The sequence below is a fragment of the Albidovulum salinarum genome (assembly GCF_025673475.1).
Classification (GTDB): Bacteria; Pseudomonadota; Alphaproteobacteria; order Rhodobacterales; family Rhodobacteraceae; genus Albidovulum; species Albidovulum salinarum.
Genome location: NZ_JAOVQO010000002.1, coordinates 242,751 through 256,902, shown reverse-complemented (window position 1 = coordinate 256,902; position 14,152 = coordinate 242,751). Strand labels below are relative to the sequence as shown.

Sequence of the window (14,152 nt, the reverse complement as noted above, 5' to 3'; positions counted from 1 at the left end):
CCCCCCCGAGAGGCGGGCGGGGCCGGATCCGGCCCCGCGCCTTTGCATCATTCCGTCAGGTCGACGCCGTAGAAGATGTGGCCGCCGAGCGGATGGACCTTGTATCCGGTCACTTCCGGACGCACCGGCATGAACACCACCGAATGGGCGATCGTGGCCCAGGGCGCCTCGCGCTTGAAGACGACCTGCGCCTCTTCATAGAGCTTGGTGCGCTCTTCCGGGTTCGACGTCACCTTGGCCTTCTGGACGAGATCGTTGAACTCCTCGTTGCACCACTGGGCGCGGTTGGAGCCGCCGACGGCGTCACAGCCGAGCAGCACCGCGAGGAAGTTGTCCGGGTCGCCGTTGTCGCCGGTCCAGCCCAGCAGCACCGCGCCGTCGCGGTCCTCGGCCTTCGAACGCTCGAGATACTCGCCCCATTCGTAGGACACGATCTCGACGGTGACGCCGATCTTGGCCATGTCGGCCTGGATCAGCTCGGCCATGCGCCGTGCGTTCGGGTTGTACGGGCGTTGCACCGGCATCGCCCAGATCTTCATCGAGAGGTCCGAGACGCCCGCTTCGGCCAGCGCGGCCTTGGCGGCTTCGGGATCATAGGGATCGTCCTCGACCGCGTCGTTATAGGACCAGATCGTCGGCGGGATCGGGTTCTTCGCGGCCTGACCGGCACCCTGGAAGACGACGTCGATGATCGCCTTCTTGTCGATCGCCATGTTGAGCGCCTTGCGCACGGCGGTGTTGTCGAAGGGCGCGACCTTGGTGTTGTAGGCGAGATAGCCGACGTTGAGCCCTTCCTGCTCCAGAAGCTGCACGTCCGGGTCGGCCTTCATCGCCTCGACGTCAGCCGGGTTCGGATATGGCATGACATGGCACTCGCCCGCCTTCAGCTTCTGGTAGCGGACGCTCGCGTCCGGAGTGATCGCGAAGACGAGATCGTCGATCGGCGAGGCGCCGCGCCAGTAGTCCGGGTTCGCCTTGTAGCGGATCACCGCGTCCTTCTGATAGGCGACGAAGCTGAACGGCCCGGTGCCGATCGGCGCCTGGTTCAGCATCTCGGGCGTGCCGGCCTCGAGCATCGCGTCGGCGTATTCCTTCGACATGATCGAGGCGAAGCCCATCGCGAGGTTCGACACCATCGGCGCCTCGGGCCGGTTCAGCACGAACTTCACGGTGTAGTCGTCGACCTTGACGATTTCCTTGATCAGGTCGGGCATCGACATGCCGTTGAAGTATTCCCAGGTGCCGCCGGAAACCTGGTTGTACGGGTTGTCGGCCTTGCCCTGACGCTCGAACGAGAAGATCACGTCATCGGCGTTGAAGTCGCGCGTCGGGGTGAACTGGTCATTCGCGTGGAACTTGACGCCCTGACGGAGGTGGAACGTATATTCCAGCCCGTCCTCGGAGGTCTCCCAGCTCTCGGCGAGGCCGGGAATCACGTTGGTGGTGCCGGTCTCGAACAGCACGAGCTTGTCGTAGATCGTGTGTTCGGAGGCGTCGAAAGTGGTGCCGGAGGTGTAGAGCGCCGCGTCGAAGCCCTCGGGCGAGCCTTCCGAGCAATAGACCAGCGTCTTGGCCGAGGCCGCGCCGCCCATCAGGGCGGCAAGCACGAGGCCGGTTGCGAGTTGGTATTTCAGGTTCATCTGTTACTCCCAGGTTGAGGTTCGTTTTTTCAGTCGTTGCTGCCGTTCCGCGGCGCGGATAGGCAGGGCTCATCCCCGGTCCGGTTGTCGGCGAGGCCGATGGCCGGGGAATTTCGGTGTTGGTTGCGGTCGCGGTGACGGCCGGTCATGCCTCGCCCTCCTGCATGCCCGAGGCGAGCGAGGGCAGGACCGGCGCGGCACGGGTCGGGCCGCGGAAAAGCTCGAGCGTGCCGGTCCAGAGGATCTTCGCCGGCCTGCCGCTGTCATTGTACCAGCCATGCGGGCGGTTGCCGCGGTAATGCAGGCTGTCGCCCTCCGTCATGCGGAACTCCTCGCCCTCGAGCACCTGCACCACGCTGCCTTCGAGCACGAAGACGATCTCCTCGCCCTCGTGGCTCACGGTCTCAGAGCGGTAGCCGGGCGGGACATGCAGGATGAAGGACGACAGCTCGCTGCCGGGAAACTCGGCGCCGATGCGTTCATAGACGACGGAGGAGCCATCGATCGAGAAGCGCGGCCGGTCCGCCGCGACGGTCAGCGCGTCGGCCGGGCGCGGCGCGGCGATGAAGTAGTCGAGCCCGACGCCGAGCGCCTGCGCGATCTGCGCCAGCGTGCCGAGGGTCGGCGTGGCGTTGTCGCGTTCGAGCTGGCTAAGATAGCCGACCGAGACGCCGGACTTTTCCCCCAGTTCCTGCAGCGTGATCGACAACTGCCGGCGGCGGGCGCGGATGAGCGGTCCGATGCTGGTGGTCGTCTGCGGTTGCGGTTTGGGCAAGTCGTCGACTCCGAGTCGGGCGGGGACTACTGTATTGGTAAAAAAATTTTTGTCAGCCAAAAAAGTTTTCTTTCCGTTGCGTAAGCCCTGTCGAGTTTTACGCCCGCCCGGCCGGCCTGATGGCAAACGAATTGCGCTGGCAATTGCCGTGGCCACTTCGGTAGACTGCCAGACCGGAGGAGGAACGGCATGATCCGACGCGCGCTGGCGCTCGCAGTATTTCTGAGCCTTGCGGGGGCGGTGATCGCCGGCACCTGGTGGCGGGCACTCGACGACGCGCTGACGCGGCTCGAGGAGCGCGGACGCGCCGATCTGGCGCTCGCGGGCGACCGGCTGCTTGGTCAACTCCAGCGCTACCGCGAGATGACCGTGCTGATGGCGGACCATCCAGAGATCCTGCGCTTCGCCCTCGACCCATCCGCGCCGGCCGAACCGGTCGACGCGCTTCTGCGGCGCACCGCCGACATGACACGCTCGGACGAGTTCCTGCTCGTCGGTGCCTCGGGCCGCATCATCGCCTCGTCGGGGCCGGGACGCGGCGCGAACCGCTCCACCGCGCCCTATGTGCGCCGGGCCATGCAGGGTGCGCTCGGATTTCATCATGAGATCGAAAAGGAAACCGGGCGGCGGCTCTTCGTCTATGCCGCGCCGGTCTTCTCGCCGGATGGCCCGGTCGCGGGTGCGCTGGTGGTGCGGATCGAGACCGAAGCGGTCGAGGTGATCTGGCGCGGCGAGCCGATGATCGTCTTCTTCACCGACAGCGACGGCATCGCCTTCGTGTCGAACCGCGACGAACTGGTGCTGGTGCGGCTCGACCTCATGCCCGAAGGCGAGGGCGAGGTGCCGGCGGATCTTCTGCGCCGCAAGGTTCGACATATCGACCGCCACGAGGTCTGGGATCTCGACGGCGGCCCGTACCTGCCGGCCCGCGCGCTGCATCTGACGCGGCCGCTGCCGGTGATCGAGATGACCGGCGAGGCTCTGGTCGACATCGCCCCGGCGGAACGGCAAGCGCTTCTGCAGGCGCTGGTGGCGGCGGCGGCCTGCCTGGTGATCGGGGCGGGGGGCTACGCGCTTCTGGAGAGGCGGCGCGCGCTCGCGGTGCAGCTCGCGGCCGAAGCCGAGGCAAATGCTCGGCTCGAAACCCGTGTCGAGGAACGCACGCGGGAGCTGTCGGAGGCGAACGAGCAGCTCCACCGCGCCCAGGCGGAGCTGGTGCAGGCGGGCAAGCTTTCGGCGCTCGGCCAGATGTCGGCCGGGATCAGCCACGAGCTCAACCAGCCGCTGATGGCGATCCGCTCCTACGCCGAGAATGCCGGGCTGTTCCTCGACCGCGCCCAGCCCGAGAAGGCGGCCGAGAACCTTGGCCGCATCAACGACCTTGCCCGGCGGATGGGGCGGATCATCAAGAACCTGCGCGCCTTCGCGCGGCAGGAGCATGACGGGATGAGCGATGTCGATCTCGTCCAGGTCGTTGCGGATGCGCTGGAACTCAGCGAGGCGCGGCTCAGGGCGAGCGGCGTCGGCGTGGACTGGCAGCCGCCTGCGGCGGCCGTCTGGGTGCGCGGCGGCGAGGTGCGGCTGCAGCAAGTGGTGATGAACTTGCTCGCCAATGCCGCCGACGCGATGGAGGCGGGCGGGACCGTCTCGATCAACATCGCCCCTGTCGCCGGGCGGGTGCGGCTCGCCGTCGCTGATACCGGGCCGGGCATCGCCGAGCCGGATCGGATCTTCGACCCGTTCTACTCGACCAAGGAGGTCGGCGCGAGCGAGGGAATGGGGCTCGGCCTCTCGATCTCCTACGGCATCGTCCAGAGCTTCGGCGGCACGATCGCCGGGCGCAACCGCGACACCGGCGGCGCGGAGTTCGTCGTCGAGCTTGACGCGGCCGAACCGGGGACCAAGGCGGCATGACGGACCGGGTGCTACTTGTCGACGACGACCGCGCGGTGCGCGAGGCCTTGGGCCAGACGCTGGAACTGGCGGGGCTGAGACCGATATTGGCGTCAAGCTACATCGAGGCCAAGGACCATATCTCGACGCAGTTCCAGGGCATCGTGGTCTCCGACATCCGCATGCCGGGCAAGGACGGCTTCGCGCTGCTGGACCATGCGCGCAAGGTCGACGCCGACCTGCCGGTGATCCTCCTGACCGGGGAGGGCGATGTGCCGATGGCGGTCAAGGGCATGACGGGCGGCGCCTTCGATTTCATCGAGAAGCCGTGCAGCCCCTCGGACTTCCTCGCCGTGGTCGGCAAGGCGCTGAAGACCCGCGCACTGGTGCTTGAGAACCGCGCGTTGAAGCGCGAGATCCGGCAGGGCGATGCGGCGGCGCGGATGCTGGTCGGAACCTCCGCTCTCTCCGAGCAGATGCGCGAGGCGGCGCGGGCAGCGGCGCGGACCTCGGCCGAGGTGCTGATATCGGGGCCGCCGGGCGCGGGCACCGCGAAGATGGCCGAGGTGATCCACCTGCTCTCCGCCGCCGCGATGCGCCCGTTCCAGAAGATCTCGGCAGCCTCCGCCGCGCCGGATACACTTGCCGTGGCCTTCGAGCGCGCCGAGGGCGGCTCGATCTTCCTCGACGAGGTCGCGGTGCTGCCGCCTGCGGCGCAGTTCGCGCTTCTCGACCTCATCGACGCCCATCCCGGCACCCGCGTCATCGCCGGAACCTACCGCGACCTCGCGGGCGAGGCGGCAGCGGGGCGGTTCAATCCCGACCTCTTCTACAAGCTCGACGTGATCCGGGTGCGGATCCCGGCGCTGAAGGAGCGACCCGAGGACATCCCGGTGCTCTTCCGCCACTATGTCGCGTTGGCCTGCGAGCAGTCCGACCTGCCGATGCCCGCGATCACGCCCGAGACCATCGCCGGCCTGATGGCCGAGGACTGGACCGGCAACGCCCGTGCGCTGATGAACGCCGCGATGCGTTTCGCGATGGGCCTGAGCGAGAGCCACGAGGACGAAGGCGAAACCGGCCTCGCCGGGCAGATGGCGCGGGTCGAACGTTCGCTCCTGATCGAGGCGTTGACGCGCCACGGCGGCAACGCGACCGAGGCCGCGGCGGCGCTCAGGCTGCCGCGCAAGACCTTCTACGACAAGCTCACCCGCCACGGGATTCGCCCCGAGGATTACCGGAGTTGATGTGCGGATTTCCGCACAGTCGACGGTAACGGTTGTGTGACGATCCGCCCGGTGTAGTTTTGCCGAGATCTGAGGTCGTCTGCTAAGTAACGAATATAAAACAATAAAAAGGCTTCAATACCACCCGAAAAACAATCTGTTGCGGGTGCGGCTTTCCGCCGCTTCCCTGTATGCGGGCGCCGTTTTCGCGGCGTGACTGCACTGGATTGTCAAAACGGGAGGAAACCGATGAAGACCATCACCACCACCATGACCGCGATCGCGCTCGCGCTTTCGGCCGGCGCCGCGTTCGCCTCGGCGGGCTGCGACGAGGGCGAGATCGTGATGAAGTTCGCCCATGTGACGAACTCCGACAAGCACCCCAAGGGGATCGCCGCCCAGATGTTCGCCGACCGCGTGAACGCCGAGATGGACGGCAAGGCCTGTGTCGAGGTCTACCCGAACTCCACGCTCTACGATGACGACCAGGTGCTCGAGGCGATGCTGCAGGGCGACGTCCAGTTCGCCGCGCCGTCACTGTCGAAATTCGAGGCCTTCACCAAGCAGTTCCAGATCTTCGACCTTCCCTTCGTGTTCAAGAACATCGAGGCGGTCGATGCGTTCCAGGCTTCCGAGCAGGGCCAGGCGATGAAGGAATCGATGGTGCGCCGCGGGCTCCTCGGCATGGAGTTCTGGCACAACGGCCTGAAGCAGATGTCGGCCAAGAAGCCGGTCGTGATGCCGGAGGACATGAAGGGCCTGAAGATCCGCGTTCAGCCTTCGGACGTGATCGTGGCGCAGATGGAGACGCTTGGCGCCTCTCCCCAGCCGATGGCCTTCGCCGAGGTCTACGGCGCGCTCCAGACCGGCGTCGTCGACGGTCAGGAGAACACCTGGTCCAACATCTATGGCCAGAAGTTCTACGAGGTCCAGGACGGCATCACCGAGACCAACCACGGCGTGCTCGACTACCTCGTCGTCACCTCGGTCGACTGGATGGACAGCCTGCCCGAGGACGTGCGGACCCAGCTCACCACGATCCTGCACGAAGTGTCGATGGAGCGGAACGCGGCCGTCACCCAGGTCGATGCCGAGGCGCGCCAGGCGATCCTCGACAACGGCGGGGTAATCCGCGAGCTCGACGACGCGCAGCGCCAGGCCTGGGTCGACGCGATGAAGCCCGTCTGGGACCAGTTCGTCGACGGCATCGGCCAGGAGAACATCGACGCCGCGCTGGCCTTCAACGCCGGCAGCTGAGCCACCACTCGCGAGCGGCGGCGACAGGGCCCGGCTCGGGATGGCCGGGCCCATTTCCAAAGGGGGAGGAGACGATGAGCGGCAAGTACGAACCCGCAACGGCGCTTGGCCGCGTCGTGCATGAATTCGAGGAGACCGCGATCGCGGTGCTTCTCGGCCTGATGACGGTGATCACCTTCATCAACGTGATCCTGAGATACGTCTTCAACTCCTCGCTGATCTGGGGGTTGGAACTGACCACGGCGCTCTTCGCCTGGCTGGTGCTCTTCGGCATGTCCTATGCCGTCAAGGTCACCGCCCATCTCGGCGTTGACGCGATCATCAACCTTCTGCCGCATCGCGGCCGGAGAATCCTGGCGCTGGTCGCCGCCGCCTGCTGCATCGCCTATGCGTTTCTCCTGATGAAGGGCGCCTGGGACTACTGGGCGCCGTTCGGCGGCTTCGAGCAGACCGGCGGGCGCTGGTTCCCCGAGGGCTTCATCAAGACCCGCGACCAAGCCTGGTACGAGACCGAACAGATCCCGATGCCGGACTGGCTCCGCTTCATCGAGCCGATGTTCAATCAGGGCGAGACCTACGAGAAGCTGCCCCGCTTCATTCCCTACGCGATGCTGCCGATCGGCTGTGCGCTCCTTCTCTTCCGCCTGATCCAGGCGACCTGGGGGATCGTAACGGGCACCCGTGAAAGCCTGATCGTGAGCCACGAAGCCGAGGACGCCGTCGAGGATGTCCGCCACATGAATTACGAGGAATAAGGCCATGGAAGTCGTCCTGCTATTCTTCATGGTCATCGGGTTCATGCTGGTCGGCGTGCCGATCGCGATCTCGCTCGGCCTGTCGTCCACGCTGTTCCTCTTGTGGTTCTCCGACACCTCGCTCGCCTCGATCGCGCAGACGCTCTACAACGCGATGGAGGGGCATTCGACGCTCTTGGCGATCCCGTTCTTCATCCTTGCCTCCTCGTTCATGTCGACGGGCGGCGTGGCCAAGCGGATCATCCGCTTCTCGATCGCCTGCGTCGGCCATCTTCCGGGCGGCCTCGCGATCGCCGGTGTCTTCGCCTGCATGCTCTTCGCGGCACTTTCGGGCTCTTCGCCCGCGACCGTGGTTGCCATCGGCTCCATCGTCATCGCGGCGATGCGCCAGGTGGGCTATTCCAAGGACTTCGCGGCGGGCGTGATCTGTAACGCCGGTACGCTCGGCATCCTGATCCCGCCGTCGATCGTCATGGTCGTCTATGCCTCCGCGACCGACGTCTCGGTCGGCCGGATGTTCCTTGCGGGCGTGTTCCCGGGGCTTCTCGCCGGTGGCATGCTGATGGTCACGATCCTGATCTGGGCGATCTGGAAGAAGATGCCCAAGGGCGAGTGGAAGGGCTGGGGCGAGGTCTTCGACAGCTTCGGCGAGGCGTTCTGGGGCCTGATGCTGATCGTGATCATCATGGTCGGTCTCTACGGAATCCCCGGGATCACCTCGGCGATCTTCACGCCGACGGAAGCCGCCGCCGTGGCCTCGATCTGGGCCTTCATCGTGGCGACCTTCATCTACCGCGACATGGGGCCGCTGGCCCGCGAAGGCGGCAATCTGAGCCTGATCCAGAAGCCGATCTCGCTGGTCACCGCCTTCTTCCACCGCGACACCAAGGCGACGCTCTTCGAGGCCGGCAAGCTCACCGTGACGCTCATGTTCATCATCGCCAACGCGCTGATCCTGAAGCATGTGCTGACCGACGAGCAGATCCCGCAGCAGGTCGCGACGGCGATGCTCGACGCCGGCTTCGGCAAGATCATGTTCCTCGTGATCGTCAACGTGATCCTGCTGATCGGCGGCCAGTTCATGGAGCCGTCGGGCCTCATCCTGATCGTCGCGCCGCTGGTGTTCCCGATCGCGATCTCACTCGGCGTCGACCCGATCCATCTCGGCATCATCATGGTCGTGAACATGGAGATCGGGATGATCACGCCGCCGGTCGGTCTGAACCTCTTCGTCACCTCGGGCGTCGCCGGCATGTCGATGATGCGGGTGGTGAAGGCGGCGCTGCCCTTCCTCGCGGTGCTCTTCGTCTTCCTGATCATCGTGACCTACGTTCCCGTGCTCTCGACCTGGTTGCCGACGCAGGTCATGGGGCCGGAGACGGTCATCAAGTAGAGCGGAAGACCGCAGACAAGAGAAAGCCCGGCGCCTCGGTGCCGGGCTTTTCCGTTCGCGTTCCAGCTTGAGAAACGCCTAGCGTGCCAAGGTCAGCGTGGCGCCTGCCGCTTCCAGCGCGGACGAGATCTCGGAGGTCGGTGCGCGGTCGGTGACGATCTCGCCGATATCGGCGAAGCCCGCCACCGAGATGAGGCCGCGGCGGCCGAACTTCGTGTGGTCGGTCACGACGACCCGACGCTCTCCGCGCGAGAGCACGAGCCGGGCGAACTCCGCCTCCTCGAGCGCGTAGTCCATCACGCCCGAGGCATCGACCGCGCCGGCCGAGATCACCGCGTGGTGCACGGTGAAACTGGCGATGAAGTCGAGCGCCGACTTGCCGAAGGCCGCCCCGGAATCGGAGCGCAGCTCTCCGCCCGCCATGTAGACCCGGTTGCCGTTCACGGTGGCGAGCGTGCGGGCGATGTCGGAGGAGTTGGTCACCACCGTCAGCCGCCGGTGGCCGGTCAGCTCGCGCGCGACGTAACTCGTCGTGGTGCCGGTGTCGAACATCACCGATTCCCCGTCGCGGATCGTCGCCGCGAGCGTGCGGGCGATCGCCTTCTTGGCCTCGGCATTCTCGCGCATCCGCTTCTGGAACGGCGCCTCGCCGAGCTGCCCGGCGAGCCCGACCGCGCCGTGGACGCGCACCAGCGCGCCGGTCTCGGTCAGGGGCTTCACGTCGCGCCGCACGGTTTCGAGCGAGACGCCGAGCTGGCGGGCAAGGGCGGCGATCGTCACCGAGCCCTCGTGTTCGAGGATCTTCAGGATGTCGGCGTGGCGTTTGGACAGCATCTTCGGCGCTCCGGTTCTGCCGAGAGTCTAGGCGAGGCCGGGGAAGCGCGCAAGAAACGGGCATGATGCGGGCGTCAAAAACACAAAAAACCACAAAGCGGATTGATCGAATCGCCAATCCGCCGCCTACTTGGGAAAGGGGACGGGGCAGGCGGCTGCGACGGCGCCCGCGAACGACCGTTCCATGAGACCGGCCGGCCTCCGGCACGGCCGGCAGAACAGGGAGTTCACGATGTTCAAGACACGATCGAATGCTCTGGTCCGCGGCCTGATCGGCGGGGTGGCCGCCTCGGCACTGGCGACTCTGGCGATGGCGCAGGAATCGACCGATCCGATCAAGCTGACGCTGCATGACTGGACGGGCCAGCTCATCACCACCGAGCTGATGGGAGAGATCCTGAAACAAGCCGGCTACAACGTCGAATATGTCCAGGCCGATTATCTCGCGCAGTTCGCGGGGCTCGAGACCGGCGATCTGCATGTCGCGATGGAGATGTGGGAGACGACGGGCCGCGACGCGATGGATGCCGCGACGGCGACCGGCAAGGTCGAGAATATCGGCCCCACCGGCATGAAGGCCAAGGAGGAGTGGTGGTATCCCACCTACATGAAGGAGAAATGCCCCGGCCTGCCGAACTGGGAGGCGCTTCTGGACGCCGCCTGCGCCGAGGCCTTCTCAACCGCCGAGACCGCACCGAAGGGCCGCTATCTCGGCGGGCCGGTGACCTGGGGCGGGTTCGATGATGAGCGCGTCGAGGCCTTGGGCCTGCCCTTCGAGGTGATCCATGCCGGCACCGATGCCGCACTCTTCGCCGAACTGGAAAGCGCCTATCAGCGCCAGGCGCCGATCATGCTCTGGATCTACGCGCCGCACTGGGCCCCGGCGAAATACGAGGGCGAATGGGTCGAGTTCCCGGAATACACGGCCGAGTGCTACAACGACCCGGCCTGGGGCGGGAACCCCGACATGGCCTATGATTGCGGCAAGCCCTTCGGCGAGATCTGGAAGGTCGGCTGGGCCGGCGTGAAGGACAAGTGGCCGGGCGCCTACGCGGCGATCCAGGCCTTCACGATCGAGAACGACGAGATGGGCGCGATGATCACCGATGTCGACCTCAACGGAAAGTCCGTCTCGGAGGTCGTGGCCGGCTGGATGGCAGAGAACGAGGGGAGCTGGAAAGGCTGGATCGGCCAGTAGGTGTCAGACTTTTCCGCCCGCGCCAGACTGCGGCGCGGGCGGGGCCATCCTTCGAGCGGATTGGACATGACCGAGAAGACGCCCGAGACCCGCGACGCCAAGCTTGTCTGCCGCCATCTGTGGAAGCTCTTCGGCGCGCGCGGGGCCGAGGTGCTGGCCTCCATCGGCCCCGATCCCGCGCCGGAGCGGTTGATCGCGGCGGGCGTCGTGCCGGCGGTGCGCGACGTCTCGCTCTCGGTCGCGGCGGGCGAGATCTTCGTCATCATGGGGCTGTCGGGGTCGGGCAAGTCGACGCTCGTGCGGCTCATGTCGCGGCTCGTCGAGCCGACCTCGGGGGAGGTGCTGTTCAATGGGCAGAACCTTCTCGCCGCGAGCGAGGCCGAGATGACGATGATCCGGCGTCACAAGATGGGCATGGTGTTTCAGCATTTCGCGCTGCTGCCGCATCTTTCGGTGCTCGACAACGTGGCCTTTCCGCTCGACGTGCAGGGCGCGCCCCGCGCCGAGCGCGAGGCGCGGGCGCGGCAGATGATCGAGCTCGTCGGTCTCGGCGGGCGCGAGGGCGCCTTTCCGCGCCAGTTGTCGGGTGGCCAGCAGCAGCGCGTAGGCATCGCCCGCTCGCTCGCCGTGGAGCCGGAACTGTGGTTCCTCGACGAGCCGTTCTCGGCCCTCGATCCCCTGATCCGGCGCGAGATGCAGGACGAGTTCATCCGCCTGCAATCGGTGCTGCAGAAGACCATCGTCTTCATCACCCACGATTTCGACGAGGCGATCCGGCTCGCGGACCGGATCGCGATCATGAAGGACGGGGCGATCGTGCAGGAGGGCACGCCGGAGGAGATCGTGCTGTCGCCGGCCGACGATTATGTGCGCGCGTTCTCGGGCGCGGTGCCGAAGGCGAAGGTGGTCCGGGTGGCAAGCGCGATGCGCGCGGCCGAGGGCGAGGAGCCGACCGCCGAGGTGGCGGGGACCCTGACCGTGGCCGAGGCGGCGCCGCTGTTCCTCAACGGGACCGAGCGGCTCCGGGTCACGGACGGGCAGGGCGCGACGCTCGGCCATCTGCACCGGGCCGACATCCTCGACCTTATGCTCGGGGGCTGAGATGGAGACGGCCGCCCTGCCTGCCCGTCCCGTCCTGCCGCGTTGGTCCGGCTGGGCGGTGGCGCTTCTGGCGTTCCTTCTCTTGTGGAAGTTCGGGGCGGGGCTCGTGCCGTGGGCGTTCGACTATCCGCGCGGCTGGACCGTCCCGGCGGCGCGATGGATCACCGGCTTCACCAAATGGCTCCTGAACGAGGCGACATTCGGGCTCTTCACCTTCGCCGAGTTCACCCGCTTCATCGCCGCCGTGATCGACTTTCCCTACCGGATTGCGCTCAGTCTTCTCTCGACCGGGTTCCTCAAGGGCGAGGGCTCGGCGGCGGTTCAGATCACGCCGCCCCTCTCGTGGGTCGCGGTGATCGTCGTCTTCGCGCTGATCGGGCTTCGCGCGGGCGGCTGGCGGCTTGCGGCGCTGGCCGCCGCCTGCCTCGGCTTCATCGCGGTCTTCGGGCAGTGGCAAAGTGCGATGGTGACGCTTGCCTCGATCCTCGTCGCGGTACCGCTCGGCGTCCTCGGAGGTGGCGCGCTCGGCATCCTCGCCTGGCGGAGCCCGGCCTTCGAGCGGGCGATCCGTCCCGTCCTCGACCTGATGCAGACGATCCCGGTCTTCGCCTATCTGGTGCCGATCCTCTTTCTCTTCGGCTTCGGTCCGACGGCGGCGGTGGTGGCGACGCTGATCTATGCGATGCCGCCGATGACGAGGATCACGCATCTGGCGCTCGCGCGGGTGCCGGGGGAGCTGACCGATCTCGGCCGCATGGTCGGCTGCTCGCGGCGCCAGATGCTCTGGCGGGTGATGGTGCCGGCCTCGATGCCGGCGCTGATGGTGGGCGTGAACCAGGTGATCATGCTGTCTTTGAACATGGTCATCATCGCCTCGATGATCGGTGCGGGCGGGCTTGGCTTCGACGTGCTGGCAGCGTTGCGGCGGCTCGATTTCGGCGCCGGGCTCGAGGCCGGGCTCGCCATCGTGGCACTCGCCGTGGCGCTCGACCGGCTGAGCCAGGCCTTCGCGGTCAGCAAGGCGGGCGCAATCCCAACGGGGAATATCGTCGAGCGGCATCCCTATCTGGCAAGCGCGCTGGCGACGATCCTGATCGCGGGGCTTGTAGGGCTCGTCCTGCCGGCGGTGCAGAGCTACCCGAAAGCGGCGGAGCTTTCCACCGGGCGCTTCTGGTCCGATGTCGTGGCCTGGATCAACGTCAACTTCTTCGACGCGATCGAGGCGGTGAAGAATGCGATTCTGCTGAACCTGCTGGTGCCGTTCAAGCGGTTCCTGCTCGGCCTGCCCTGGCTCGGCGTCGCGGGGCTTCTTGGCTATGCCGGCTGGCGGCTCGGCGGCTGGCGGCTTGCGGCGCTGGTCGCGGTCCTGGCCGGTCTCATCGCCGCGACGGGGCAGTGGGAGAAGGCGATGATTACCGTCTATCTCTGCGGCATCTCGGTGATGTTCGCGATGCTGATCGGGGTGCCCATCGGCATCCTCGCGGCCGAGCGCGAGCGGCTCTGGACCGTGGTGCGGGCGGTGATCGACACGCTCCAGACGCTGCCTTCCTTCGTCTATCTGATGCCGGCAGTGATGCTCTTCCGCGTGGGCGACTTCACCGCGATGATCGCGGTCGTGGCCTATTCGGTGGCGCCGGCGATCCGCTACACGGTGCTCGGGCTCCAGGGCGTCGATCCGCGGCTTCTCGAGGCCGGGCGCGCAATGGGCTGCACGCCGCGCCAGATCCTCTGGCGTATCAAGCTGAAGCTCGCGGCGCCGGAGATCCTTCTGGGGCTGAACCAGACCGTGATGTTCGCGCTGTCGATGCTGGTGATCACCGCGCTTGTCGGTACCCGCGACCTTGGTCAAGAGGTCTATATCGCGCTCACCAAGGCCGATCCGGGGCGGGGGCTCGTCGCCGGGCTCGCGGTCGCCTTCATCGCCATCATAACGGACCGGCTGATCCATGCCGGAGCACGCGCGGCCCGGACACGGCTCGGGCTCGGGGAGGGGGCGGCATGAGGGTTGCGGGCGGTGCGCGTGTGGCGGGCGCGGGAGCCTCCGGCGGGGGTATTTGGGGCAATGAAGAAGGGGCGGGCG

The 14,152-nt window shown here is 66.7% G+C and carries 11 protein-coding genes; 8 read left to right on the top strand and 3 right to left on the bottom strand.

Annotated elements, in window-relative coordinates; genetic code table 11:
- Positions 1-47: 47 nt before the first annotated feature.
- Both OEZ60_RS03285 and OEZ60_RS03280 read right to left on the bottom strand, forming a co-directional pair.
- Positions 48-1,640: an ABC transporter substrate-binding protein gene (locus OEZ60_RS03285; RefSeq protein WP_263333164.1), complete on the bottom strand. Its 1,593-nt coding sequence runs from the start codon at positions 1,638-1,640 to the stop codon at positions 48-50.
- 145 nt (positions 1,641-1,785) lie between these two features.
- Positions 1,786-2,415 carry a helix-turn-helix domain-containing protein gene (locus tag OEZ60_RS03280; RefSeq protein WP_263333163.1) on the bottom strand — a complete coding sequence of 210 codons (630 nt, stop codon included), beginning with the start codon at positions 2,413-2,415 and terminating at the stop codon, positions 1,786-1,788.
- Positions 2,416-2,604: 189 nt separating this feature from the next.
- Here OEZ60_RS03280 and OEZ60_RS03275 point away from each other — a divergent pair, with 189 nt between their 5' ends.
- From OEZ60_RS03275 to OEZ60_RS03255, 5 genes are all read left to right on the top strand, one after another.
- Positions 2,605-4,329, top strand: a complete 1,725-nt coding sequence (locus OEZ60_RS03275; protein ID WP_263333162.1) for a sensor histidine kinase — start codon at positions 2,605-2,607, stop codon at positions 4,327-4,329.
- Complete coding sequence (locus tag OEZ60_RS03270; protein WP_263333161.1) at positions 4,326-5,555, top strand: sigma-54-dependent transcriptional regulator; 1,230 nt, start codon at positions 4,326-4,328, stop codon at positions 5,553-5,555. Before OEZ60_RS03275 ends, OEZ60_RS03270 begins: the two co-directional genes overlap by 4 nt.
- A gap of 228 nt (positions 5,556-5,783) precedes the next feature.
- On the top strand, positions 5,784-6,791 hold the full coding sequence (locus tag OEZ60_RS03265) for a DctP family TRAP transporter solute-binding subunit (RefSeq protein ID WP_290428569.1): 1,008 nt from the start codon (positions 5,784-5,786) through the stop codon (positions 6,789-6,791).
- Positions 6,792-6,865: 74 nt separating this feature from the next.
- Positions 6,866-7,546 (top strand): TRAP transporter small permease, encoded by a 681-nt coding sequence (locus OEZ60_RS03260; RefSeq protein WP_263333160.1) that lies wholly within the window; start codon positions 6,866-6,868, stop codon positions 7,544-7,546.
- Between the two features lie 4 nt (positions 7,547-7,550).
- The gene (locus OEZ60_RS03255; protein ID WP_263333159.1) at positions 7,551-8,939 is read left to right on the top strand and encodes a TRAP transporter large permease; all 1,389 of its coding nucleotides are present in this window, start codon (positions 7,551-7,553) and stop codon (positions 8,937-8,939) included.
- 78 nt (positions 8,940-9,017) lie between these two features.
- On the opposite strand, the gene OEZ60_RS03250 is transcribed toward OEZ60_RS03255, so the two are convergent.
- A complete protein-coding gene (locus OEZ60_RS03250; protein WP_263333158.1) occupies positions 9,018-9,773 on the bottom strand; it encodes a DeoR/GlpR family DNA-binding transcription regulator in 756 nt (251 codons plus the stop codon).
- 232 nt (positions 9,774-10,005) lie between these two features.
- On the opposite strand from OEZ60_RS03250, the gene OEZ60_RS03245 reads away from it, so the two are divergent.
- From OEZ60_RS03245 to OEZ60_RS03235, 3 genes are all read left to right on the top strand, one after another.
- Positions 10,006-10,971: an ABC transporter substrate-binding protein gene (locus tag OEZ60_RS03245; protein WP_263333157.1), complete on the top strand. Its 966-nt coding sequence runs from the start codon at positions 10,006-10,008 to the stop codon at positions 10,969-10,971.
- 66 nt (positions 10,972-11,037) lie between these two features.
- Positions 11,038-12,072 carry a quaternary amine ABC transporter ATP-binding protein gene (locus tag OEZ60_RS03240; RefSeq protein WP_263333156.1) on the top strand — a complete coding sequence of 345 codons (1,035 nt, stop codon included), beginning with the start codon at positions 11,038-11,040 and terminating at the stop codon, positions 12,070-12,072.
- Between the two features lies 1 nt (position 12,073).
- The gene (locus OEZ60_RS03235) at positions 12,074-14,074 is read left to right on the top strand and encodes an ABC transporter permease (protein WP_263333155.1); all 2,001 of its coding nucleotides are present in this window, start codon (positions 12,074-12,076) and stop codon (positions 14,072-14,074) included.
- Positions 14,075-14,152: the final 78 nt, after the last annotated feature.

Bases quoted from the DNA above. Each gene is read 5' to 3' on its own strand.
- OEZ60_RS03240 (WP_263333156.1), top strand. From the start codon at position 11,038: ATGACCGAGAAGACGCCCGAGACCCGCGACGCCAAGCTTGTCTGCCGC.
- OEZ60_RS03270 (WP_263333161.1), top strand. From the start codon at position 4,326: ATGACGGACCGGGTGCTACTTGTCGACGACGACCGCGCGGTGCGCGAG.
- OEZ60_RS03235 (WP_263333155.1), top strand. From the start codon at position 12,074: ATGGAGACGGCCGCCCTGCCTGCCCGTCCCGTCCTGCCGCGTTGGTCC.
- OEZ60_RS03265 (WP_290428569.1), top strand. From the start codon at position 5,784: ATGAAGACCATCACCACCACCATGACCGCGATCGCGCTCGCGCTTTCG.
- OEZ60_RS03250 (WP_263333158.1), bottom strand. From the start codon at position 9,773: ATGCTGTCCAAACGCCACGCCGACATCCTGAAGATCCTCGAACACGAG.
- OEZ60_RS03245 (WP_263333157.1), top strand. From the start codon at position 10,006: ATGTTCAAGACACGATCGAATGCTCTGGTCCGCGGCCTGATCGGCGGG.
- OEZ60_RS03275 (WP_263333162.1), top strand. From the start codon at position 2,605: ATGATCCGACGCGCGCTGGCGCTCGCAGTATTTCTGAGCCTTGCGGGG.
- OEZ60_RS03285 (WP_263333164.1), bottom strand. From the start codon at position 1,640: ATGAACCTGAAATACCAACTCGCAACCGGCCTCGTGCTTGCCGCCCTG.
- OEZ60_RS03255 (WP_263333159.1), top strand. From the start codon at position 7,551: ATGGAAGTCGTCCTGCTATTCTTCATGGTCATCGGGTTCATGCTGGTC.
- OEZ60_RS03260 (WP_263333160.1), top strand. From the start codon at position 6,866: ATGAGCGGCAAGTACGAACCCGCAACGGCGCTTGGCCGCGTCGTGCAT.